This is a genomic window from Thiocapsa bogorovii, assembly GCF_021228795.1.
GTDB classification, from domain to species: domain Bacteria; phylum Pseudomonadota; class Gammaproteobacteria; order Chromatiales; family Chromatiaceae; genus Thiocapsa; species Thiocapsa bogorovii.
In genome coordinates, this window is the sequence record NZ_CP089309.1 from 382,065 (window position 1) to 406,829 (window position 24,765).

Annotated in this window: 16 protein-coding genes, 1 tRNA gene and 1 pseudogene; 5 read left to right on the top strand and 13 right to left on the bottom strand. The window is 64.6% G+C overall.

Going from position 1 to position 24,765, the window contains the following annotated elements; genetic code table 11:
- Positions 1–278 precede the first annotated feature (278 nt).
- Positions 279–1,385 (bottom strand): N-6 DNA methylase, encoded by a 1,107-nt coding sequence (locus LT988_RS01790; RefSeq protein WP_232408566.1) that lies wholly within the window; start codon positions 1,383–1,385, stop codon positions 279–281.
- A gap of 368 nt (positions 1,386–1,753) precedes the next feature.
- On the opposite strand from LT988_RS01790, the gene LT988_RS01795 reads away from it, so the two are divergent.
- A complete protein-coding gene (locus tag LT988_RS01795; RefSeq protein ID WP_232408567.1) occupies positions 1,754–3,235 on the top strand; it encodes a transposase in 1,482 nt (493 codons plus the stop codon).
- A gap of 75 nt (positions 3,236–3,310) precedes the next feature.
- Here LT988_RS01795 and LT988_RS01800 read toward each other — a convergent pair.
- From LT988_RS01800 to hrcA, 12 genes and pseudogenes are all read right to left on the bottom strand, one after another.
- Positions 3,311–4,351, bottom strand: a pseudogene (locus tag LT988_RS01800) (type I restriction-modification system subunit M); the annotation flags it as partial.
- Between the two features lie 223 nt (positions 4,352–4,574).
- Positions 4,575–4,651: transfer RNA gene (locus LT988_RS01805), tRNA-Met, on the bottom strand.
- Positions 4,652–4,790: 139 nt separating this feature from the next.
- Positions 4,791–5,273, bottom strand: coding sequence for a hypothetical protein (locus tag LT988_RS01810; RefSeq protein ID WP_232408568.1), 483 nt, complete (start codon positions 5,271–5,273; stop codon positions 4,791–4,793).
- Positions 5,274–5,508: 235 nt separating this feature from the next.
- Complete coding sequence (locus LT988_RS01815) at positions 5,509–6,945, bottom strand: c-type cytochrome (RefSeq protein ID WP_232408569.1); 1,437 nt, start codon at positions 6,943–6,945, stop codon at positions 5,509–5,511.
- A gap of 248 nt (positions 6,946–7,193) precedes the next feature.
- Positions 7,194–8,360, bottom strand: a complete 1,167-nt coding sequence (locus LT988_RS01820) for a lipocalin-like domain-containing protein (RefSeq protein WP_232408570.1) — start codon at positions 8,358–8,360, stop codon at positions 7,194–7,196.
- 7 nt (positions 8,361–8,367) lie between these two features.
- Positions 8,368–9,150, bottom strand: a complete 783-nt coding sequence (locus LT988_RS01825) for a M48 family metallopeptidase (protein ID WP_232408571.1) — start codon at positions 9,148–9,150, stop codon at positions 8,368–8,370.
- 200 nt (positions 9,151–9,350) lie between these two features.
- Positions 9,351–11,777, bottom strand: a complete 2,427-nt coding sequence (locus LT988_RS01830) for a fatty acid cis/trans isomerase (RefSeq protein WP_232408572.1) — start codon at positions 11,775–11,777, stop codon at positions 9,351–9,353.
- A gap of 202 nt (positions 11,778–11,979) precedes the next feature.
- Positions 11,980–12,795 (bottom strand): 4-hydroxy-tetrahydrodipicolinate reductase, encoded by an 816-nt coding sequence (gene dapB / locus LT988_RS01835; RefSeq protein ID WP_232408573.1) that lies wholly within the window; start codon positions 12,793–12,795, stop codon positions 11,980–11,982.
- A gap of 355 nt (positions 12,796–13,150) precedes the next feature.
- The gene (gene dnaJ / locus LT988_RS01840) at positions 13,151–14,281 is read right to left on the bottom strand and encodes a molecular chaperone DnaJ (RefSeq protein ID WP_232408574.1); all 1,131 of its coding nucleotides are present in this window, start codon (positions 14,279–14,281) and stop codon (positions 13,151–13,153) included.
- 320 nt (positions 14,282–14,601) lie between these two features.
- Complete coding sequence (gene dnaK / locus LT988_RS01845; protein ID WP_232408575.1) at positions 14,602–16,536, bottom strand: molecular chaperone DnaK; 1,935 nt, start codon at positions 16,534–16,536, stop codon at positions 14,602–14,604.
- Positions 16,537–16,631: 95 nt separating this feature from the next.
- The gene (gene grpE / locus LT988_RS01850) at positions 16,632–17,243 is read right to left on the bottom strand and encodes a nucleotide exchange factor GrpE (RefSeq protein ID WP_232408576.1); all 612 of its coding nucleotides are present in this window, start codon (positions 17,241–17,243) and stop codon (positions 16,632–16,634) included.
- Positions 17,244–17,327: 84 nt separating this feature from the next.
- Entirely contained in the window at positions 17,328–18,380 is a 1,053-nt protein-coding gene (hrcA, locus tag LT988_RS01855) for a heat-inducible transcriptional repressor HrcA (RefSeq protein ID WP_232408577.1), read from the bottom strand.
- A gap of 406 nt (positions 18,381–18,786) precedes the next feature.
- On the opposite strand from hrcA, the gene LT988_RS01860 reads away from it, so the two are divergent.
- From LT988_RS01860 to LT988_RS01875, 4 genes are all read left to right on the top strand, one after another.
- Positions 18,787–19,680 carry an NAD(+) kinase gene (locus LT988_RS01860; protein WP_232408578.1) on the top strand — a complete coding sequence of 298 codons (894 nt, stop codon included), beginning with the start codon at positions 18,787–18,789 and terminating at the stop codon, positions 19,678–19,680.
- A gap of 21 nt (positions 19,681–19,701) precedes the next feature.
- Positions 19,702–21,375, top strand: coding sequence for a DNA repair protein RecN (gene recN, locus LT988_RS01865; protein ID WP_232408579.1), 1,674 nt, complete (start codon positions 19,702–19,704; stop codon positions 21,373–21,375).
- Positions 21,376–21,454: 79 nt separating this feature from the next.
- A complete protein-coding gene (locus tag LT988_RS01870; RefSeq protein ID WP_232408580.1) occupies positions 21,455–22,684 on the top strand; it encodes an IS110 family RNA-guided transposase in 1,230 nt (409 codons plus the stop codon).
- 807 nt (positions 22,685–23,491) lie between these two features.
- Complete coding sequence (locus LT988_RS01875; protein ID WP_232408581.1) at positions 23,492–24,499, top strand: NAD-dependent epimerase; 1,008 nt, start codon at positions 23,492–23,494, stop codon at positions 24,497–24,499.
- The last annotated feature ends 266 nt before the right edge of the window (positions 24,500–24,765 follow it).

Consider the following 24,765-nt stretch of genomic DNA (forward strand, 5'->3'; position numbering starts at 1 on the left):
CTTGAGACGCGCGGCGACGCTGGCCTTGTTGACCCGGTCCAGCTCGGCGAAGGCGCCCTCCTCGCCGCCGTTCTCTTCCTCCAGCTCCGCGAGCCGTGCGGAGACGGTCTCCAACTCGGCGGCGAGCCCGTCGAGCGCGGCCTGCTCCGCGGCGAAATAGCGGGCGACGATGAGCGCCTTGGGGATCAGATCGCAGGTCCAGCCCTTGTCGCGGGACTTGCCCTTCTTGTCGGTCTCGATGATGCGGTACGTCTTGGCGGCCCAGCCGTCCGCGGCGATCAGGTAACAGTCGTCCTGTAGGGTCTCGTCCCAGTAATCGAGCAGGTGCTGATAGATCCGGAGAGTCGCGTGTCGCTCGTGAATCCGTCCGGGGGCTCCTGCCGCCGGACGGACTCGCTCCTTGGCGACGACCTGTTTTGGCCCCGGTTCGCCCCGCTCCGGGCCGCGCTGCGCCACGACGTGCGCCCGAGGGGCGCGGTCGGGCTGCGCACGGCCCTGCGACGAATGGCTCGACGGCGTGTCGGATGCGCTTTGCATACCGCCTTCGCGGCTTCGCGACCACGGCCGCTTCGCCACTGCGGCGGCACGCACGCGCCGACGCCTACCGGGGGCCGCTCGGCTTCGCTCCGCTCTCCATGCCTCGCGGAGTCGTAGGGGTCGACGAGGGGCTGATCCCGGTAGTGCGCGAGCAGACCCTCGGAGAGCCAGCCGATGATCTGCTTGGGATGGCAGCTGGGTTCGAGCGCCTTGAGCTTGGCGGCGCTCGGGCCACGCCAGGCGGAGAAGTGGGCATCCATCCCGGCAATGAAGGCGGAGAACTCGGGGTGCGCGTAGATGAGGGTCCTGATGGCGGTCTTGTCCGCTGTGATGGCGGGCGCCAGGTCGAGATAACCGGGACGGTTCGGGCTGAAGAGCGTGTCCCGGAGCCCGGGGCAGACGGTCCAGTAGGCGGCGAGTGCGTCGACATCGGCGACCGGGATGCCGCCCTGAAGATGCGCGGCGATGTCCTGCACGTCCTCCGGGGTCTGGCTGTCGATGTAGCGCGGCAGGTTGAGGTTGAAGTCGTTCTTCTCGATCTCGTCGAGCCCGACCAGGCGCGCGTAGCGCGGGACCTCGATCCGGCGGTTGAAGATGTCGACGATCTTGTGGATGTCTTGGGCGCGCAGTCGGTTCTTGGGGCCGTCCTTCATGAAGCCGGTGCTGGCGTCGAGCATGAAGATGCCGCGACGTGCCTGGGAATCGCGCTTGTCGATCACGACGATGACGGCGGGGATGCCGGTGCCGTAGAAGAGGTTTGCGGGCAGACCGATCAACCTAAAAAGAGCAGTTAAACCTTGCCTCGAGTGATCCAAGCCGCTGAAATATCGGCGCAAGGAGGTCCCCATGAGCAACCCGATCCCTCACCCGCAGGGTGAACCCGAAACCACCGCATTGGTACCGCATGCCGGCCCGGTTGCGGTGGACACCTTTGGCGGGCGCGTCCACGTCGAGTGGGATGCGCAGGCGGCGGTCACCCCGCTGGGGCAGCTGCCGTTCTTCACCGAGCTTTTGCGCCTGGGCGGGCGCCCGGAGAGTCGCGTGTCGCTCGTGAATCCGTCCGGGGGCTCCTGCCGCCGGACGGACTCGCTCCTTGGCGACGACCTGTTTTGGCCCCGGTTCGCCCCGCTCCGGGCCGCGCTGCGCCACGACGTGCGCCCGAGGGCGCGGTCGGGCTGCGCACGGCCCTGCGACGAACGGCTCGACGGCGTGTCGGATGCGCTTTGCATACCGCCTTCGCGGCTTCGCGACCACGGCCGCTTCGCCACTGCGGCGGCACGCACGCGCCGACGCCTACCGGGGGCCGCTCGGCTTCGCTCCGCTCTCCATGCCTCGCGGATTCGATGCCTGGGTCGAGAGCTGCCCGCTGAAGCTGACCAGCCCGAACGCCCCGAGCACGCGCGACGTTCTGGGTACCGCCATCCTGGCGGTGCTGTCCGGGCATCAGCGCTATGCCCACATCAGTGCCCTGCGCGGCGACACCATCAACGCCGCCCTGCTGGGCATGGAGGCGGTGGTGAGCGAGGACTCGGTGCGCCGCAACCTCGGCAAGCTCGATGAAGCCGACGGGGTGGCCTGGTTGCAGAACCACCTGGACGCCTGCGTGGCGCCGGTGCCGGGCGTGCCCTGGATTCTCGATGCCGACGTGACGGTCAAGCCGCTCTACGGGCATCAAGAGGGTGCGGTCAAAGGCTACAATCCGCACAAGCCGGGTCGGCCCTCGCACACCTACCATACCTATTTCGTCGCCGGTCTGCGTCTGATCCTGGACGTGGAGGTGCTGGCCGGCAACCAAACCGCGTCCAAGTACAGCGCGCCGGGGCTGTGGGAGTTGCTCGCGCGCCTGCCGCGGGCGCACTGGCCGCTGTGCATTCGCGGCGACCGCGATTGGGGCACCCAAGCCAACATGGCGCGTGCCGAGCAGGAGGGGATCCCGTATCTGTTCAAGCTGCGCATGACCTCCAAGGTCAAGCAGACCGTCGAGCGCCTGATGCGCGATGCCGAGTGGTGCGATGCCGGTCAAGGCTGGCAGGGGGCCGAGACGACCCTGCGTCTGTCGGGCTGGAGCCGTGCCCGGCGCGCCGTCGTGCTGCGCCGGCGCATCAAGGCCGACCTGGCCGTCGTCGAGCAGGGTGATCCCGAGCAGCTGCGCCTGAGCTTCGCCGAGCTCACCGACGAGACGATCGTCTACGAGTACGCCGTGCTGGTGACCTCGCTGCCCCATGAGATCCTGAGCGTGGCGCAACTCTATCGCGATCGCGCCGACGCGGAGAATCCCTTCGACGAGCTCAAGAACCATTGGGGCTGGGGCGGCTTCACCACCCGCGACATCAAGCGCTGCCGCTTCATGGCGCGCATCACCGCCTTGACCTACAACTGGTGGAGCCTGTTCGTGCGCCTGGCCGACCCGACTCGGCACACCGAGGCGATCACCAGCCGCCCGCTGCTGCTCAGCGCACCGGCACGACTGACCCGTCACGGCGGGCAGAGGCGCCTGACCATCAGCCATCCCCATGCCGAAGCCGGGTGGGTGGAGGCGACCTGCCGCGAGATCACGGCCTTCTTCAACACGCTGCGCCGAACTGCGGAGCAGTTGAGTCCCCTGCAACGCTGGTACCGGCTCCTCTCGCGGGCGCTGGTGAAGTATCTCAACGGCCGCCAATTGCAGCCGCCGGCGGTGTTACCGGCGCCGGCGTAGCCGCCGAACCGCCGGTATGTGTACTCGCCCGCGGGCCGAAAACGCTCCGCGACGGGCGCTAACTGCTCCTTTTAGGATCAAGCCGGCGATATAGCCTCGGCGGACCAGATTGCGGCGGATCTCGGCCTCGGCATTGCCGCGGAACAGGACACCATGGGGCAGGATGCAGGCCCCCGTGCCGGTGCTCTTGAGCGAGCGGACGATATGCAGCAGGTAGGCATAGTCGCCCTGCTTGGCCGGCGGCGCGCCGAAGTGGCTGAAGCGCTCGAAGGGATCCTCGAGGGGGTTGAGTCCGGTGCTCCAGCGCTTGTCCGAAAAGGGCGGATTGGCGACGACATAGTCGAAGGTCTTCAAGCTGCCGCCATCGCGGAACTTGGGGTCCGTGAGGGTGTTGCCCTGCACGATGAGCGCCGTGGGGTTGTCGTGCAGGATCATGTTCATGCGGGCGAGCCCGCTGGTCGCCGCGTCCTTCTCCTGACCGTAGAGCGTGACCGGGGTGCGCGCCTCGTCGGAGACCTTCAGCAGGAGCGACCCAGACCCGCAGGTCGGGTCGTATACCGTGGTTGCGGCGCTGGTGGGCGCATCGCGAATCCCCAGGATCTGCGCGATGACCCGGCTCACCTCGGCCGGGGTGAGGAACTGCCCCTTGCTCTTACCGCTGTCGATGGCGAAGTGACGCATCAGAAATTCGTAGGCGTCACCCAGGATGTCGTCGCCCTCGGCGCGATTCTTCGAAAAATCGAGCGCCTTGTGCTCGAAGATGGCGATCAGGTTGGTGAGCCGCTCGACCATCTCCTTGCCCGAGCCGAGCTTGGAGGGGTCGTTGAAGTCCGGCATGGCGGACAGCCGGTTGGCGTTGGCCAACGGGGCGATGATCCGCTTGTTGATCTGATCGCCGATGTCGGGCTTGCCCTTGAGCGAGACCATGTCACGGAAGCTCGCGCCTGGCGGGATGACGATCGGGGCGTAGGGCTGTCCGGCGTACTTGTCGCTGACATACTTGATGAAGAGCAGCACCAGGACGTAGTCCTTGTACTGACTGGCATCCATGCCGCCGCGCAGCTCGTCGCAACTTGACCAAAGGGAGGAATACAGCTCGGACTTCTTCAGGGCCATGGGCAGTTTCCTTGCTGCTCGGAGGAAAACGCGGCGGCGGTTCGATGACACGACATGTCGCCCTGCCACCTGGCGATGACGTCGTCCGGGGAAATCGATTTCCCTCCTGCGCCCGCGTTCCCGTTGATCCGCGTATCAGATTTTCGGCGCCATAGTGGCTACATAAAAGTGACGCAACAAAAAAGGGCTTGCGGCGTTTAACCGTAAGCCCTTCTTTTTTATATGGTAGCGGGGGCAGGATTTGAACCTACGACCTTCGGGTTATGAGCCCGACGAGCTGCCTGACTGCTCCACCCCGCAACTGAGTCGACAAGGTTACAGTGGAAGAGCCGAAAGCGCAAGCCCTTTCGATCGTCGATTTGCTCGAACTGCATCCAACCTCCCCTTCGGGCGCTTCACGATCTGCATTCGAAGTCAGGATGCTGCCGAGGGTCGCGGCTCAGTCTGACCCTGGAGACACCGCCAGCTTGCTCGGCTTGAACCGCTGCATGTAGGGGTTGTCGTGGCGTCGCTCGACGATGAGATAGGGGCGCTTGGCTTTCTCGTGACACTGGTTGCAGGCACCGAGGAGCCGGTTGTAATCGGCATCGACGAGGGCCTCGTCGCCTGATTCGAAGGATGTCTCAAGGGTTTCGAAGCTCGGTACGAGGATCTCTTTGACGAGATTGCCGATGGGCACGCCATCGGCCTCGTCGATGTCTTCGATCTTCTCGATCACCTCTTCGACCTCGTGGATGTAGTAGGCGATGAGCGGCTTGTTTCCGGCATCGACGGAGAGACCGAGCTTGTGCGCGTAGTATTGGAGGCGGCCCATCCAAGTCACCAGTCCGAGATCATGCTCTTCGTCGCCGGCAAGGACCGGCAAGGGTCCGGTCAGGAGGGCGGCGGCCAAGATCACCGGGATGCTTGTCGTTCGGATCATGTGAGGTGTCCTCTTTTCTGATGCGTTGAAGGTGTTCCGACGGCCTAAGCCGCGTCCAGAGCGAGACGCTCATTTTCGAGCGAGATCGAAGTTTGGCGCATCCACGACCCTTAGCGGAAACGCGGCTTAAAATCATATATTTTTTAATATCTTAAACCGCGCAAGTTCCAGCATTCGTCGAGTGCTACCGGGGCCAATCCCTTCCCAAAACATCGCGTATCGCGCTGGGCGCGGTTTAAAGGGTCTTGAGATACTCGAGCAGCGCCAGACGCTCGGATTCGGTCAGATCGTCGCCGAAGGTGTGGCCCTGATTGCCGTAGCCCGGGAGACCGGTGTCGTAGATGTGGTTGCGCTCCTCCCAGCTCATGGCGCCGGCCTTGCCGTGGTCCAACGTTCGATAGGCCCAACCTAGACCGACTTCATCATAGAGGGGCCGGTCCTCGCCTTCCCGGTCGAACCGCCAGAAGGTCGGGCGCGAGCGGCTGTCGAGCAAGGATGCAATCGTCGGCACCGAGCCGTTGTGCAGATAGGGTGCAGTCGCCCAGACCCCGTCGAGCGGCGGTGCGACATACCCCAGCGCCGGTGCGGCCTGCGAGAGCTGGCCGTAGAAGGATCTTCCGAACCACTTCAGGAAGCGGTCGGCATCGCTGAAACCCTTGCGCGCGACCTCGGGATCGGTCTCGACCTTGCCGAGCGCAATGACGCGATTGGGATAGGTCGGCTGCTCGCCGTAGGTCCCGTGACACTCCTTACAGGTCTTGTCGAAGACCGCAGCGCCGCGTTCGGCGAGCGCCCTATCGATGACGAAAGGGTACTCGGGCGGCTGTAGGCTTGCCAGATAGGCACGCACGTCGACGAACCAAGCATCGATCTCGGCGGCCTCCTCGACAGAATCGGTGCAGGTGGTCGAGGCGAGGATCATGTAGCGGACGTGGTCGCCGCGCCCTTCGCCGTTGTAGAACATCGCGTGTTTTTTGCCCATGTTCCACCACGGCGGAACGCTCACCGGCAGCGGGTTCTGCGGCGGCGGCTCGATGAGAGGCGTGTCGGACCAGGCCAGCGTCTCCGGGTCGCGGTGCGCCATCAAGGCCAGAGTCAGGTTGTTCGCGGAGTTTACGCCGACGGTGTCCGTCATCATGTAGTCGGCGATTGCACCGATCCGATCGGCCCAGCGCCGCCACTCCGTCGCTTCGGGTCCGTCATCGACCAGCGCGGCGGACGCCTCGATCCCGATCAAGGGATCGATGGTCAGATCGAGAAACGCGTTCCCCAGACCCATGATCAGCTCCCCGTTGAAGGTCGACGCATGGCAGGCCAGACAGTTCGAGGTCACGATCTCGACACCCGAGGCGGCCACATGGGAGGTCAGCATGTACGGCAGCCCGGCATTGCGTCCCGTGCGGCCCGGGAACTGCGGACCCGCATCCTGCGCGGCACCTCGGGTCTTGAGATAGGCGTTGTAAGGCAGACCACAGGTGACGACCGAGCGGTTGAGGAGCGCATCGTAACCCTTCTCGGGATCCCCCGGACGCTGGGGCGATGCCGGAATCTCCCCGACCTCGGCCTTGTAGACGCCGTCCTTCTCGGTCGGACCGCGATCGCAGCCGAGCAAGGACAATGTCAGCAGGATCAGCGGGACGTGAATCGACGGATACCGGATATTAAATAGCATAGTGACCCGGTTAAACCGCGCCCGGTACGGTATGCGCAATGTGTTGGAGTGGCTTGGCCGCACCGGCTCCGAAGACTCTCGGAGCCGGCGCGGTTTAACATACTCGAAAATATTAAGTTCTAAACCGCGTCTCACTGGAATCAAGGATATCTCCGAAGCCAAACGCACAATGAAAATGACGCATATCGCTCTGGACGCGGTTTAGGATGACCCGGCTGTGATGATCGGGTTCGATTGAAAGGACAAGATCAGATCCCGGACGGCGCAACCACCTCGGCCGTCGTCTCGATCCGCCCGTGACCGGCGATGGCCTCTTCGCCCAGAAGACCCTCGGCGCGCACCGCACCGCTCCAGAGTCGGACCCTATCGTCAGCCTCTTGATCCCGCGCCAGAGGGACAAGCTCCAGATCAAGATCCAGGATCGGGATGCTCAACCTCCAAGCCACCGGGTAGCGCGCCCCGCTGCGCGGGCTCAGCCAGTGCTCGACCGGCTCAAGCCGGATCTCGCGGCGCCGAAAACCCTGCACCCGCCCGTCGGCGAGGATCAAGGCGCAGGCCGGGATGGGTGTACCCGTACCGTCTTCACGGCGCAACTGGAGACAGACCAGCTCGCGGTCCTGGTCGAGCTGGATCGCGAACCGGTTCAAACCGACCTGCCCCCCGCTCGTCGGCAGCATCCCCCAAGCATGATCGAGCCAGACCTGCCCCTTCATCGACCGGGGCTCGCCGTTCAGGGTCAGGGTACCGGCGGCCGCCATGCGCGGAAGCAGATACGCCTGCAGCCCCGACGCGCCGATATCGCGCCCCAAGAGGCCCAGATCGGCGAAGGCGACCGGGGGCTTCACGGCGACCAGATCCAAGTTCAAGGCCGGCCCCTCGCCCCCCATGACCAGACGCATCCGCGGCCGGTCCGTTTCGCCGTCGGACAGCGACAGAGACCAGTCCTCGACCCAGACCGACCCGAGCCGCGCGTCGGCTCCGGCAAGTCCAGAGGCAGCGCGCGTCAACCGCTCAGCCGAATGCACCTCAGGCTCGTCGGCCCGAATCAGCGTGAGTCGACCTCGGAAAACGGCGTTGGCCGCCCAGGCAGATGCACGCGGCGGTGGATCCGCAGCGAGCGCAAAACGTGTGATGCCGAGCTGAAAGTCGTAGCGCCGCCCCTCGGCGTCGGTGAGCTGTCCGAACAGATTCCACAGCTCACCGGGATACTCGGAATGGGCGCCATGATCCGCGGGGAAGTGCAAGGGCTTGTCCTCGACGACGTCGACAACGCCGTCCGCACCTGGATCGAGATCGAATAGCGCATCCAGCGAAGACCCCGGCAGCGATTCAGGCCCCCGAGACCCGAGCGTCCAGAGGGAAGCGAGGCCCGCGAGCAGAGCCAACAGACCGATCAAGACCAAAAGAGGCTTCATGACCGCATCAACGCCGTGCGGCTTCATATTCAGCGATCGCCTGCGGGAGGAACCGCCGGATCTGCGCGATGCGTGCATCGTCGAGCGGATGCGTGCTCAGGAACTCCGGGGTCGAAGTACGGCTGCCCCGGTTTTGTGCCTGAAAGCGCTCCCAGAACCCGACCGCCTCGGTCGGATCAAAACCGGCTCGGGCCATATAGAGCAGTCCGACTCGATCGGCCTCGTACTCCTGGGTGCGTGAATACGGAAGCATCACACCGACCTCGGTGCCGACCCCGTAGGCCTGCATGGCCAGGTCACGGGTGACCGCGGGTTGGCTGCCGAGCGCCGCGGTCAGTGCGGTGCCGCCCAGCTGTACGAGCAGGTCCTGAGACATCCGCTCAGCCCCGTGGCGGGCGGTCACATGCGCGATCTCGTGTGCAATCACGGTGGCGAGTCCGGCCTCGGTTTGCGTGATCGGCAAGATGCCGGTGTTGACGCCGATCTTGCCGCCGGGCAGCGCGAATGCATTGGGCTCGTCGGACTCGAACAGCACGAACTCCCAGTCCGCATTCGGGATGCTCACGACGCTCGCGATGCGCCTGCCGACGGATTGGAGCTCGGCATTCGCGTGTCGGTCTCGCGAGACGGGCGTTTGCTGCTTGATCTTCTGAAACAACTGGAGACCCAGTTGAGCCTCTTGCGCACTGTCGATCAAGAGGACCTGGCGTCGACCGGTCTCGGGCGCTGTGGCGCAACCGGCAACCGCCGCCAAGATGCAGGACGCGACCAGGAGGCGATGTAATTGCAACGACGCGAGCTGCCGCGTCGCCGCAAGCGCACTTCGACGCGGTTGGCGCGTGCGAGGACCGCGGCGCACGCATCGGCCGGACATCCGGCGGGCTTGCAAGAAGACTCGTGTACGGCTTCGCGATTCCATGTCCGGAGAGTGGGGGCACGCCACTCGGCACACCAGAGGCTCGGCCGAGCGCACTGCGCATCGGCGCCCGATCAGGTCTCGGGCGCGTCGTAGTAGCTCAGGTCGAGCCAGCCGGCAGAATCGCCGCGGTGCTCGACATTCCAGCGATTGATCCAATCGTAGAAGGGCCAAAAAAGCGCGCTGTCGCGCAAGATCCCGTAGCACGAGGCAAACCGACTCCAGTCGTCTTTGCTCTCGACGGCACGCAGATCCGTCAGGAAGCGGCCCGCATCGGCAAGGTCCAGATCGATGAAGAGGTTCGGGAAGCCGTTGACTAGGGTCGGATAGATACTGAGGGTGTCCTCGTCCGGGAGCGCCTGGCCGTTTTGAAACACGAGGGTATATTGGGACTTGTAAACGCGGTTCGCCACCAGCGAATAGACCCGATGGCGATCCTGCGCCGCACCCTCTGCACCGTTTAGTCTCAGCACCAGGACGCTCGGGAGCTGAGGCACGAAGTGCTGACCTTGGACCGCCGTCAGCCTGGAGACGGCCGCTTCCCAGTCGTCGAAGTCCTTGATCGGCGCATCGACGGCGAGCTCGGGCTTGACTCGAGGGTTGAGCCGATCAGGCAGACCGCTGATGCGCGGTCCCAGGCGGCGAGCGATCTGCTCGACCAGGTCGACCAGCGGATCCGGCCCGTGAACATCGACCCGGGTCGGCTGGTTTGCGGTCTCGAACGGGATCAGGCTCAGGGCCACCGAGCCGATACCGCGCGTCCATTGCCGGCGGATCCGCTCGCGTTCCTCAGGCGGCAGCAACCCGAGGAAGCCGTCCTCGAACTCCTGGCGCAGCATGTTGAAGAACAGCAGGGTTTCGAGCTTCCGCCCGTCGCCGGCCCAGTATTCGAAGCTGGCCACGGTGTCGTAATAGAGCCGCTCGAGGCCGCTGTAGCCCATCAACCAGAAGGTCTGCGGAAGACCTCCCTGCGCACCCTGAAGCACGGAGACGTTGGTCTCGTGGCGCAGCAGGGTGAGCCATGCGTTGCGGTTTTCGCCCTCGCCGTCCCAGATCGCATCGAGTGACCATCCCTCGGGATCGAGCCGTGCCCGAGTCTTGGCATAGGCATCGAGATAGGCCGCGTTGCCGTCGAGCGAACGGTCCATGAAGAGATCCCAGTCGTCGAGGCCCAAACGGGGATCCCGCACCGAGATGTCGTATGCGGGATCCAGGAAGAAGACCCAGAACTGATCCTTGACCGCGTAGGTCGCGATCTGACCGTTGCAGACCGGCCCATAGGTGATCCCGCCGACGATGACCTCGGCATTCTCGAGCAGGAAGCGATAGCGGGACTCGGCAGGGATCGCCGCGAAGACGCGAAAGGGATTGCCGATATCCCAAGGCGGATCGAGATCCGCATCGGCGGCCCAATCAGGCGACAGAAAAAGATCGGTGAGATCCGCCATGTCGTCCCGCGAGAGCCGCCAGACGAAGAGGCTCTTCTGCACCGGTGCCGTCGTCACCTTCTGCAGCCTGTACCAGAAGCGCTCGACGCCGGGATCCCCGTAGGGCAGCGCCGTCGAGATCAGCTCGATCGGCGATCTCTCCACTACCGAGGGACCGGCCCGGCCGTCGTCGAGAATAGGCGCGGGCGGTGTGGCGGATCGCACCAAGCGGAAACGATCCCCCGGACTGTCTTCGAGAACGATGGTGGCGAGGAAGACGTGCTCGAAGATGAAGCGACTGACCAAGGCTTGGCGGGGATCCGGGCCGTTGAAGAAGGACTCCCATGCGGCGACGGCCGCCGGGTTGGCGACCTTTTGCGCTCGAGCCTCCTCCGCCTCGGTCGGGCCGGGCGAGCCCTGTGCGATCCAGTCCCGCAAGATCGCAAAGTCGGCCTTCGCGAGCGCCGGCAGGCCGAAGGGCATCCCCAGACCGGGGTGCTCCTGCAACCTGGCCGCGAGCGCATCGGCGCTCGACGGACAGGTCCCCGCAAAGCGCTGCAGCCGAAACGGATCCACGGACGCGCGCGAGAAGCCGGGGTCGTTGTAGCGCATGCCCGCGTCGATCATCCGATAGAGGATGGAGTCGTCGAGATTGGTCTGCGCCGACGCGGTACGCGCCAGGATGGGGTAGAAGCCGCGCTCGCGCCATTCCGCCGTGGAATCGGCAGCGTCCATATCGGTGCGCGGATCCGCGGTCAAACGCGCAGAGTATGGGTTGTGACCAAAGCCGCCGCGGTCGACGCCGCGGAAGGAATCCAGCTTGACGTTGCAGGGAGAGCCCAGACAGCCGTGGCACGCGATGCAGCGGCGGTCGAAGATGGGTTGGACTTGCGTGCTGTAGTGCGGCGTCTCGGAGCCCACAGACTCGGCCGCAGCATGGTCTAACGACTCGCGGGCGGTGTCCTGCGGCTCCGCTGCGCGGAGCGGCGAAGCGAGCAGCAGCACCGCGAAGGCGATGGTGAGGGCGACTCGAGAATGCCGTATCGAGCCTTGGGTTCGTGCGTCAAGGTGCATCCGACAAACCTCGCAACGGGTGCCGTCGGAACCCTCGGCTGATGCGACGGGCCGGCGGACGGGATCGTGATCAGTGTTTCCGCCGACGGGCACCATGTCGGTGCAGGCCATGCGAGGTGTGCGCTTCGCTGAGCCTATCCGGCCTAAAGACCGGCGAGTCGAGTACAACCCGCACATCACGGGGCAGGAGTCGCGAAATGGCTCAGAGTTCCCGCAGCCCGAGGACGTCCTGCATGTCGAACATCCCGGGACCGCGCCGTGCGATCCAGCCCGCAGCCCGAACGGCTCCCCGCGCGAAGTTCATCCGGCTCGATGCCTTGTGGGCGATCTCGACCCGCTCGCCGTCGGCGACGAACCAAACACTGTGCTCGCCGACGATGTCGCCGGCCCGGATGGTCTCGAAGCCGATGGTACGGCGCTCGCGCGGCCCGGTCTGCCCCTCGCGTCCGTAGACGGCGACCTCGTCGAGGTCCCGTCCCAAGGCCGAGGCGATCACCTCGCCCATGCGCAATGCCGTGCCGGACGGCGCATCGACCTTGTGACGGTGGTGCGCCTCGATGATCTCGATGTCGACCTCGTCACCCAGAACCCGTGCGGCGATGTCCAGCAGCTTGAAGCAGAGATTCACGCCGACGCTCATGTTCGGCGCGAAGACGATTCCAATCTCCCGAGAAGCCGCGGCGATCATGTCGCGCTGCGCTTGGTCGAGCCCGGTCGTTCCGATCACCATGCACTTGCCGGCGGCACGGCAGATCTCGAGATGCGCGAGCGTCGCCGCAGGCGAGGTGAAGTCGATCAGGACGTCGAAATCGTCCAGGCTCCCCGCCAAATCAGGCGCAACCGACACGTGCAGACGCCCGACCCCCGCAAGCTCGCCGGCATCCGCCCCGAGCAACGAGCTACCCGGCCGCTCGGTCGCCGCGCCCAACACAAGTCCCTCGGTCTCGTTCACCGCCTGCACCAGCGTGCGGCCCATACGCCCGCCCGCCCCGACCACGGCGATCCTGATCTTCTGCATCGTAGCTCCTGAAAAAGTCGTGACCGATCGCGGGAACAGCGATCGACCAGAATGACTGCCCGCTTGCCGCTGTCAGGCGATTTCCGAGGACAGTCATCCCGACTGCCCATGACCGGAAGACCCAAGGTGCTTTGCATGCGAATCAATTCGCACCTACGCGCTGCCGGATCCCTGCCCGGAAATCACCTAGGGTCACCGACGCCACCCGTGCCGAGTCGTTAGGGCGGACCCGGAAAGCCTTGGAACATGCCCTCGAAAAAAATTCCTGAACCGCGTCGACGCCAACGCCGACCGATGCGAACGCGACCGACACCAGACGCGACCTGATCAAGGAAGCGCCGGACGCGGTTCAGCTTTAGAGCCCGATCTTGTCGATGAAGCTCTTCACGCTGTCCAACCAGGAATGCGACTGCGGACTGTGCCGTGAACCGCCCTCCTGCACACTGGCCTCGAACTCGCGCAGCAGATCCTTCTGACGCTCGGTGAGGTTCACCGGCGTCTCGACCGTGACGCGACAGATGAGATCACCGATCGCGCCGCCACGCACGGGTTTCACCCCCTTGCCGCGCACACGGAACATCTTGCCCGTCTGTGTGCCCGCCGGGATCTTGAGCATCACCTTGCCGTCGAGTGTCGGGACCTCGAGCTCGCCACCGAGTGCGGCGGTCACGAAACCGATCGGCACCTCGCAGTGCAGATGGCTGTCCTCGCGGGTAAAGATCGGGTGCGCCTTGACCTGGATCTGAACATAAAGATCACCGGGCGGTCCTCCGAACTCGCCGCGCTCGCCCTCACCGGCAAGGCGAATCCGGTCGCCGGTATCCACGCCCGCGGGCACGCGAACCGAGAGGGTCTTCTCCTCCTGGATCCGACCCCGACCCCGACAATGTCCGCAGGCCTCCTCGATGACGGTTCCCGTCCCCCGACAGGTCGGACAGGTTTGCTGAATCGAGAAGAAGCCCTGCTGCATGCGCACCTGGCCGCTTCCTCCGCAGGTGGTGCAGGTCTTCGGCTTGGTGCCCGGCTTGGCCCCGGTTCCCCCGCAGAACTGGCAGTCCACCTGAACCGGGATGCGGAACTTGGCCTCCTTGCCGTTGACGGCATCCTCGAGACTGAGCGACAAGTCGTAGCGCAAATCCACTCCGCGCTGCGTGCGTCGAGCACCCGAGCGACCGCCGAAGATGTCCCCGAAGACGTCCCCGAAGATATCGGAGAAGGCCCCGCCGTCCCCGCCGGGACCGCCGAACCCGCCCGCGCCGGCATCCACGCCCGCATGGCCGAACTGGTCGTAGGCCGAGCGCTTCTTCGGATCGCTCAGGACGTCGTACGCCACCTTGGCCTCTTTGAACTTGGCCTCGGTATCCGCGTCGCCGGTGTTGCGATCCGGGTGATACTTCATCGCCAGGCGGCGGAAGGCCTTCTTGAGGTCGGCCTCGCTCGCATTGCGCGAGACGCCCAAGACCTCGTAATAATCGCGTTTTGCCATTGAATCCTAAACCGCGTCCAGAGTCATAACCGATGGTGTTCCAGGAACGGCCTCTTGAGGGTACGAGAGGTCGCGATGCATGACGCGGCTTCGATCGAATCCGAAAACGACGCATACCGCTCCAGACGCGTCTCTACATCGGCCGATTCATGCAAAGACGAGCCGGTTCGGAAACAGCATTTGCGCCCTCGAAGCGGCGATTCCGCGTCGAGGGCACTGCAGCGTGACCGGTGACGGAGCCGAACATCTTGCCGAAACCGTCGAGCGCCTGTCGAGACGCGCGCGTCTCGGTCGTGGTTTCGAGCCGTCGGCCGCTTGATCTACTTCTTGTCGTCTTTGACCTCTTCGAACTCGGCGTCGACCACGTCGTCGCGCGCCGGCCCCGCCGAATCCTCGGGAGCCCCGCCGGCCGTCGGGCCCGCACCCGGACCGCCGCTGTTCTGCGCATAGAGCCGTTCCGCCATCTTCGCGGAGGAATCGCCGAGCGTCTTGGTCAGGGTCTCGATGCGATCCTTGTCCTCGCCCTTCATGGCCTCCTCGAGCTCTTTGATCGCCGCCTCGATGGAGTCCTTCTCGCCGGCCTCCATCTTGTCGCCGAGCTGCTCCATCGACTTGCGCGTCGCGTGGATCATGGTGTCGGCATGGTTGCGGGCGGCAACCACCGCGTGGAACTGCCGGTCTTCCTCCGCATGCGCCTCGGCGTCCTTGACCATCTGCGCGATCTCGGCATCCGACAGACCGGAAGAGGCCTTGATAATGATGGACTGCTCCTTGCCGGTCGCCTTGTCCTTGGCCGAAACATTCAGAATGCCGTTCGCGTCGATGTCGAACTTGACCTCGATCTGCGGCACGCCACGCGGCGCCAACGGGATATCGCTGAGATCGAAGCGCCCGAGCGACTTGTTGTGGATCGCCCGCTCGCGCTCGCCCTGAAGGACGTGCACGGTCACCGCCGTCTGATTGTCGTCCGCCGTGGAGAAGACCTGCTGCGCCGAGGTCGGGATGGTGGTGTTCTTCTCGATCAGCTTGGTCATGACGCCGCCGAGGGTCTCGATGCCGAGCGACAGCGGGGTGACGTCGAGCAGCAGGACGTCCTTGACCTCGCCGCCGAGCACGCCGCCCTGGATGGCGGCACCGATCGCGACGGCCTCGTCGGGGTTGACGTCGCGACGCGGGCTCTTGCCGAAGAACTCCTCGACCTTCGCCTGCACCTTGGGCATGCGGGTCTGACCGCCGACCAGGATGACCTCGTCCACCTCGCCCGCGGTCAGCCCGGCGTCCTTCAACGCGATCCGGCACGGATCGATCGTGCGGTCGACGAGATCCTCGACCAGGGATTCCAGCTTCGCCCGCGTCAGCTTCACGTTCAGATGTTTCGGACCCGTCTGATCCGCCGTGATGTAGGGCAGATTGATGTCGGTCTGCTGGCTCGTGGACAGCTCGATCTTGGCCTTCTCGGCGGCCTCCTTCAAACGTTGCAGCGCCAGCGGATCATTGCGCAGATCCACTGCCTGGCTCTTTTTGAACTCGGCCACCAGGAAGTCGATGATGCGCAGATCGAAGTCCTCGCCGCCGAGGAAGGTGTCCCCGTTGGTCGAGAGCACCTCGAACTGATGCTCGCCCTCGATCTCGGCAATCTCGATGATGGAGACGTCGAAGGTGCCGCCGCCCAGATCGTAGACCGCGATCTTCTGATCCCCGCGCTTCTTGTCCATGCCGTAGGCGAGCGCCGCCGCGGTCGGCTCGTTGATGATGCGCTTCACCTCGAGGCCGGCAATCCGGCCCGCGTCCTTGGTTGCTTGGCGCTGCGAGTCGTTGAAGTAGGCCGGAACCGTGATGACCGCCTCGGTGACCTTGTGGCCCAGATAATCCTCGGCGGTCTTCTTCATCTTCTGAAGGACCTTCGCCGAAATCTCCGGGGGCGCCATCTTCTTGCCGTTGACCTCGACCCAAGCGTCGCCGTTGTCGGCCTTGACGATCTTGTAGGCGACCATGTCTTTGTCTTTGCTGACGACACTGTCCTCGTATCGGCGCCCGATCAAGCGCTTGATCGCGAACAGCGTATTCGCCGGGTTGGTGACCGACTGTCGCTTTGCGGACTGTCCCACCAGCACCTCGCCGTCACCCGTGTAGGCAACGATGGAGGGCGTGGTGCGATCGCCTTCGGCGTTCTCGATGACCTTGACGTTGTCGCCTTCCATCACGGCGACGCAGGAGTTGGTCGTCCCGAGGTCGATACCGATGATTTTTCCCATGAGTCTCTTCTCCAAAAATAAGGTGTCTTGTGTCGCCGAACGGCCTCTAAGTTGCCTCTGAGGTTGGGGGAAACCCCTATCCGTTCAAGCCGATATCAGGAGGCCTCCTGAGAGACCATAACCAGTGCCGGACGCACCAAGCGCCCGTTGAGCGTGTAGCCTTTCTGCATGACCGCGACGACCGTGTTGGGCGGCAGGTCCGAGCGGGGCTGCATCGTCATCGCTTGATGAAACTCCGGGTCGAAGGGTTGCTCGATCGGATCCACCGGGACCACGCCGAACCGCTCCATGACGTCCCCCATGAGCTTCGATGTCAGCTCCATACCTTCGCGAATCTTGGCGATATCCGCCCCTTCGGCCAGGGCCGCATCGTGACCGAGGTCCAGGCTGTCGCGTACCTGCAGGAGCTCGCGCACGAAGCTATCCAGGGCGTATTTGTGGGCCTTCTCCAACTCGACGGCATGGCGGCGCCGGAGGTTCTCCATCTCGGCACGCACCCGCAGTGCCTGATCGCGGAGCGATTCCGCCTCCGCGCGGGCAGCGGACAGTTGCGACTGGAGATCCTCGAGCGTCGGCGCCTCCGCAGCACTCGCACGATCGGCCTCGGCCTCACCCGCACGGAACGCCGAGGCGTCCTCGAGAAGGGCCTCCTCCTCCGCCGCTGTCGACGCGTTCGATTCGGTCTGTTTTTCTGATTCCGTACTCATTACCGTCTCCCGTATCCCGGTTCGCCGCCTTGCCGCGACGCAATTCGGCGTCGCGGCCGCACACGACCGATCCAAAGCCTGAAACTATTGTCTGAGCGCCGCCGCCAGCAGTCGAGCGGTGACGTCCACGATCGGGATGACGCGCTGATAGTCCATACGCGTCGGGCCGATCACGCCCAGCACCCCGACAACCTCGTCGTCCACCCGGTAGGTCTGGGTCACGACGCTGCAGTCGCCTAACAGCGAATAACCCGACTCCTCGCCGATGAAGATCTGGACGCCGTCCGCGGCGATGCACCGATCGAGGATGTGCAGAATCTCGCGCTTCTCGTTGAAGGCATCGAAAAGCTGCCTGAGCCGCTCCATGCTGGCCAGCTCCCCGAACTCCATTAAATTGGTCTGACCGGCGATGAAGCAGTCATCCTTGCGCTCGGCCGACTCGACGACCTCATGGGCCAGCATGACCGCGCGCATCATGAGCCGATCCATGTTGCGATGCGTGCTCTTGAGGTCCTCGACGAGGCGCTTGCGCACGTCCTTGATGTCTTGGCCGGTAAAGATCTCGTTCAGGTAGTTTGACGCCTGCTCCAATTGCGAGGCGCTGAAGGGGCGCTCGGTCGCAATGATGCGGTTGTGGACTTCGCCCTCGCTGGTCACGAGGATGGCCAAGACCCGCGTCCCCGACAAGGGTAACAGTTCGATTTGGCGAAACACATTGCGCTCGTGCCGCGGCAGCATGACGACACCAGCCAGGTGCGTGATACCGGACAAGAGCGTCGATGCCGTCTCCACGAGCGATTTGGCGTCGGACCGGGTATCGAACCGGGTGCGCAGACTGGCGATGTCATCCTCCGACGGCGGACGCACGGTCAGGAGGGTATCGACGAATAAGCGATACCCGGCGACCGTGGGAACCCGCCCGGCGGAGGTGTGGGGCGAGACCACAAGTCCCAGATCCTCCAGATCCGCCATGACATTGCGGACCGTGGCGGGACTCAGGTCCAACCCGGTGTCCTTCGCCAAAGTCCGCGAGCCGACGGGCTGACCTTCCCGAATGTATCGCTCCACGAGCGCCTTCAGGAAATGGAGCGCACGTTCGCTGACCTGGCCCTCGGTATTACGTGTCTCGCTTGACAAGGTGCGTCTGCCATGAAGCCGGCGGTAATAGGGATCTCGACCACGTCGAGCCACATCGTTCGGCCGCACTCGGCCGGACCGGAAGTGTCTGTTCCCGCAGAACACGCGCTCGGCGGGTCTGCTCGTGATCTCGCTGTTTCCCGAGACCGCAGTCGAGAACGACTCTCGACAACGAGCCGAATCTCAACAGAATCCGCCCCCGCGGTTCGGCGCCGATCGGCCTCGAGCAGACCCGAGTCGCCCGTGGCGTGTTTTAGCACTCACCTCAGCAGAGTGCTAACACGGCAATTTAGGGATTCGGGCCAAGCCTGTCAAGGCTGGTCGGCGCGCCTATTGGCGCTACCCCTCGCCCATGCTAGCTTTAACCTTCGATCGTCCTTCCGGATCCCAGCCTCTGACAGACCTCATGCCGCAATTCAGCACCGTCGGCATCATCGCGAAACAAGGCGACCCGGAGAAGGTGGTCGGGACGTTGCGTCATCTCGGCGCCTACCTGCGTTCTCGACGCCTCCACGTGCTCCTCGATGCCGAGAGCGCCCATCTGCTCGGCGCGGAGGTGGGAACGGCGGTCCCGGTCCCGGACCTCGGCGCGCAATGCGATCTCGTCATCGTGGTCGGCGGAGACGGGACCCTGCTGCACGCCGCGCGTATGATGGCGGCCTACGGGATTCCGCTGGTCGGGATCAACCTCGGACGGCTCGGGTTCCTGGTCGACGTCTCGCCGCAAGACATCGAGTCCGCGCTCGACCCGATCCTCGCCGGTGAATACCAATCCGACCGCCGCGCCATGTTGTCGGTGCGCGTGATCGCCGACGATGGGCTCGAGCGCAGCTACTCGGCCCTGAACGACGTCGTTGTACACAAATGGAATACGGCTCGTATGATCGAGTTGGAGGTGGACATCGACGGCGTCTTCGTCTCCGCTCAACGCTCCGACGGTCTGATCATCGCCACGCCGACCGGGTCGACAGCCTACGCGCTCTCAGGCGGGGGCCCGCTTGTGGATCCTGCCCTAAATGCGCTCTTGCTGGTGCCCATCTGCCCACACGATCTCAGCAACCGACCCCTCGTGGTTCCAGGCGATCGGCGGATCGCAGTCAGGGTGCGCGGGCTCGATCAGGGTCATGTGCAGGTGACCTGCGATGGACAGGCGGACCTGCAGCTGCCCCCGCGCGCGACGATTCAGGTGGAGCGACATCGACATTCCGCCCATCTGCTCCACCCGCGGGGCCACGATCACTATCAGATCCTGCGGGCGAAACTCGGCTGGGGCGGCCATCTGACCCCAATCGGGGCCTGAGGTGCCGGCGGACGTTTTTCGATGTTGACACACATCCTTGTCAAAGACCTCGCCATCGTCAGCTCGCTCGAGCTCGAGTGCGCCTCGGGCATGACGGCGCTCACCGGCGAGACAGGCGCGGGCAAGTCGATCATGATCGATGCCTTGGGTCTCGCGCTCGGCGATAAGGCGGACGCCGCGATGATCCGCGCGGGCTGCGAGCGCGCCGAGATCGTCGCCGGTTTCGACGTGGCGGGGGTCCCCGGCGCGCGCGCCTGGCTCGCCGAGCAGGATCTCGACGAGGACGGTGATTGTCTGGTGCGCCGCTTAATCGTGCGCGACGGACGCTCGCGCGCCTATGTCAACGGTCGACCCGCCACCGGCGCTCAACTGCGCGACCTCGGCGACCTCTTGGTCGACATCCACGGACAGCACGCGCACCAATCGCTCCTGCGAGCGAATGCGCAGCGCGACCTCTTGGACGCCTACGGCGGTCATGCCGACCTCGCGCAAGCGGTCGCGTCGGCGTTTCGCGACTATCGCGCACTCGATCAGCAGCTCGGTGCACTGGAGGCGGCGCGACAGGAACGGGCCGAGCGGCTCGATCTGCTGCGCTTTCACGTCGAAGAGCTCTCGGCACTCGGACTGAGCGCGGCGGAGATCGAGAATCTCGATCGAGAGCAGCGACGCTTGAGCCACCTGGGGCGCCTCCAGGAGACCGCGGCGCGTGTCCTCGATAGTCTCTCCGAGGCCGAACCGGCGATCTGTGATCAGCTGCGCTCGGCCGGCTCCGACCTGGCCGATCTGGCCGAAATCGATCAGACCCTGGTCGAGCCCCGCGACCTGCTGGAAACCGCGGCAATCCATGCCGGCGAGGCCGCCGCCAGCCTGCGCCACTATCTCGACAGTCTGGAGGTCGATCCGGCCGCCCTCGAAGCGGTCGAGACCCGGATCGCACAGATTCACGACCTCGCGCGGAAATTCCGCGTCCTGCCCGTCGATCTGCCGAACGCCTTGGCTGCGCGTCAGGCGGAGCTGGAATCACTTGAACAGGCCGATCTGCGCCTCGGCGACCTGCGCGCTTCGCGCGACACCGCGCTGCATGACTTTCTCGATCGAGCGCGCGCGCTCGGGGACGCAAGGGCGGAGGCCGCGGAACGCCTGAACAGGACCGTCACGGAAGCCATGCAACAGCTCGGCATGGCGGGCGGTCGCTTCGCCGTGGACATCGAGGCACTTCCTCCGGAACGCGCCGGCACTGGCGGTCTAGAGCGCATCGCTTTTCTGGTCAGCGCCAATCCGGGACAACCGTTGCAGCCGCTCGCAAAGGTCGCCTCGGGCGGCGAGCTCTCGCGTATCAGTCTCGGCATCCAGGTCGCGACCGCCGAGTGCGGAAGCGTCCCGACCCTGGTGTTCGACGAGGTCGATGTCGGCATCGGCGGCGGGATCGCAGAGATCGTCGGACGCCTGTTGCGCCGACTCGGCGACTCGCGCCAGGTGCTCTGCGTGACCCATCTCCCGCAGGTCGCCGCCCAAGCGCACCAACAACTTCGCGTGCGCAAGGAGACCCTCGACGGCCAGACCTACACCCGCATCGAGACACTCGACCCGGATGGGCGGGTCGACGAGATCGCCCGCATGCTCGGCGGCACCAAGATCACGGCACGCACCCGTGACCACGCCTGCGAGATGCTCGGCTTAGACATGATGTTTTGATCTGCCCGTCCTCAACGCACGTGGGTTATGTTGAGGACGGACATCCACCGACACAGAGCCACATTGAGGGGAGCAGGTCATGCAAGAGTTTAGCGCAGTGGAGCATCGGATTGAGACGGCATCGGCGCCGGCAGCGCTGTCGGCGGCGAGCGCGTCTGGCGAGGCGAAGCAGCACGCGGCCTACATCGGCCTGGACGTGCACAAGGAGACGATTGCGATCGCCGTGGCCGAGCCGGGACGCGCGGAGCCGATCTACCGCGGGGAGATCGCCAACACACCGAAGAAGGTCGAGAAGCTCATCGGCCAGCTGAGCGAGCACTATGATGGCGGGTTGCTGTTGTTTTGCTACGAGGCCGGGCCGTGCGGCTACGGGCTCTACCGCCAACTCATCGGCAGCGGTCACGACTGCCAGGTGATTGCGCCGTCGCAGATCCCGAAGAAGGCGGGCGATCGTATCAAGACCGACCGGCGGGATGCGCTGAAGCTCGCGCGGTTGCTGCGCAGCGGCGATCTCACCGCGGTGTGGGTGCCCGACCGGGAACAAGAGCGCATGCGCGATCTGAGCCGTGCTCGCGATGATCTCAAGGCACAGGAGTGCAAGGCGCGCCAGCAGCTCAACGCCTTCCTGCTGCGTCACGGCCAGCACTGGCCCAAGGGCAAGAGCCGCTGGACACCGGCACACGAGAACTGGCTGGCGGGGTTGAAGATGGACGACCCTTGGGAGCAGATCGTGTTGCAGACCTATATCGACGCCGAGCGTGCCGCCGGCGAGCGTGTTGCCCAGCTCACCGATCAGCTCATGCGCGCGCTGCCCGAGTGGTCGCTGGCGCCGGTGGTCGGCTCCCTGGTGGCGCTGCGCGGCATCGACAAGCTCGCCGCCATCGTGCTGCTGGCCGAGCTCGGCGACATCAGCCGCTTTGAGTCGCCCAAGCAGCTGATGGCCTTCCTCGGGCTGGTGCCCAGCGAGCATTCCTCGGGCGGGCGGCGACGCCAAGGTGCGATCACGCTCACCGGCAACAACCATGCCCGGCGCATGCTGGTGGAGTCGGCCTGGAGCTATCGTTTCCCCGCGCGCCAGACCAAGCATCTCAAGTCCAAAGCGGTGAATGCCTCGCCGCAGGCCAAAGGCATCGCCTGGAAGGCCCAGGTGCGCCTGTGCGGGCGCTATCGCAGCATGACGCGCGCCGGCAAGAACACCAAACTGGTGTGCGTGGCCATCGCCCGCGAACTCGTCGGCTTCCTCTGGGACATCGTGCGCGGGGAGATGCCTCGGCTGACCCAAGTGCAGGCGGCGGGGATGAACGCATGAGGGGTTGTGCTTCTTGGACCGCCTCGCGTAGCGGTGATGACCCCCAACCGATCGGGCGATGAGACCGACAACAGACACATTGACTCAGGGCATCCGCGGCCGGTGTGGAGAACCCTTGTTCCGGCTATACCGGTGGCGCACGGGAGAATCCCTGCACGGGCATTCCGCGCGCCGATCCCTGCTTTTAGAGAAAGGCCAGCTCCGCGACGCAGTGAAGTCCGGTGGTACCCAATCCACGTATATCAGCATGATCCACCGTCGCAGTCTGCCGCCGGGTGTCCTGAGCCAATGTGTTTGCACCGACGATACCGTCGGCCTATGGATATGTGGACGAGTCCGCATCCCTGCGGACCGGCCCGAGCTAAAGCCGTATGGACAACCCATGGACCGCGCCGAGGCCTCGGCGCAAGACGCCAGCATCGCGCAGGCGCGGCCCACAGGTTGCCCACACTCTCGGGCCTCTCGCCCACATACCCACAGGCCCTGCAACAGATTGCTGAACAGTAGAAAGAAGAGGTGCACTACGAGAAACCAGTGCCGATAGTTGACAGGTCAAAACATATGAGCTGGTTGATTTTGGATAAGGTGCAAACTGCCACGTGAAAGGCGAAGGTTGCGAGGATCGCCGTATGCGGGTGATCGACTCCGGTCGCCCGCCAGCACACGGGAAGCGCGATGGCTCGAACTTTTGCGTGTCGAGTCGCCGCTAAAGCACCTTTTTAGAGCCTTGGCCTCGATCCACGGACGATCCGCTCTTCGCTGCCCGCCTTTCACCTTATTTCCGACAAAGAATTCAGGAGTAGACGCATGAAAGTCATGGTGACCGGCAGCGCCGGTTTTATCGGCTCGGCCCTGTCCCTACGCCTCCTCGACCGCGGCGACGCGGTGATCGGAATCGATAATCTGAACGACTACTACGACGTCGCGCTGAAGGAGGCACGACTTGCCCGCACGCTCTCCTTCGAAGGCTTCCGCGACGAGCGCGTCGACATCGAGGACGGTGCACGCATGCGCGAGCTCTTTGCCATGCACCGCCCGAACCGGGTCGTGCACCTCGCCGCGCAGGCCGGCGTGCGCTACTCCATCGAAAACCCGATGGCCTACGTCAACACCAACCTGGTCGGCTTCGGGCACATCCTGGAAGGCTGTCGAGATGTCGGCGTCGAGCATCTGGTCTATGCCTCGAGCAGCTCGGTCTACGGCGCCAACACCTCCATGCCCTTCTCGATCCATCACAACGTCGATCACCCCTTGAGCCTCTATGCCGCCAGCAAGAAGGCCAACGAGCTCATGGCCCACACCTACAGCCACCTGTATCGGATCCCCACCACCGGCCTGCGCTTCTTCACCGTCTATGGTCCCTGGGGACGGCCCGACATGGCGCTCTTCAAGTTCACCCGCGCCATCCTCGCCGGCGAGCCGATCGACGTCTTCAACTACGGCAAACACCGTCGTGACTTCACCTTCGTCGACGACATCGTGGAAGGGGTCATCCGCGTCCTGGACCGAGTGCCGAGCGGCGATCCGAGCTGGTCCGGCGCACAGCCCGATCCCGCCACGAGTCAGGCGCCCTATCGCATTTACAACATCGGCAACAACAAGCCGGTTGAGCTGATGGACTACATCGGCTTCCTCGAGGAGGCACTCGGCCGCAAGGCCCAGCTCAACCTGCTGCCCCTGCAACCCGGCGATGTTCCCGACACCTATGCCGACGTGACGGATCTGGTGCACGACACCGGCTATTGCCCGGATACGCCGGTCGCGGAGGGCGTGGCGCGGTTCGTGGAGTGGTATCGGGGGTTCTACCGGATCTAAACCGCGTCCAGAGCGAGATGCTCACTTTCGCGTGAATTCGACGTTGGGTGCATCCACGGCTCTTAGCGGAGACGCGGTTTAGAATTTTATATTTTTTAATACCTTGAACCGCGCCGACTCCGACACTTATCGGAGCCGGCGCGGCCAAGCCAATTCAACACACTACGCAAACCGCGCTGGGCGCGGTTTACGTGATTCTTTTTTGTTCGGGCACGGCGCCGGGAAGGCCGCCTGGCGTCACCCTGGATTCTACGAGAGAAGACAGC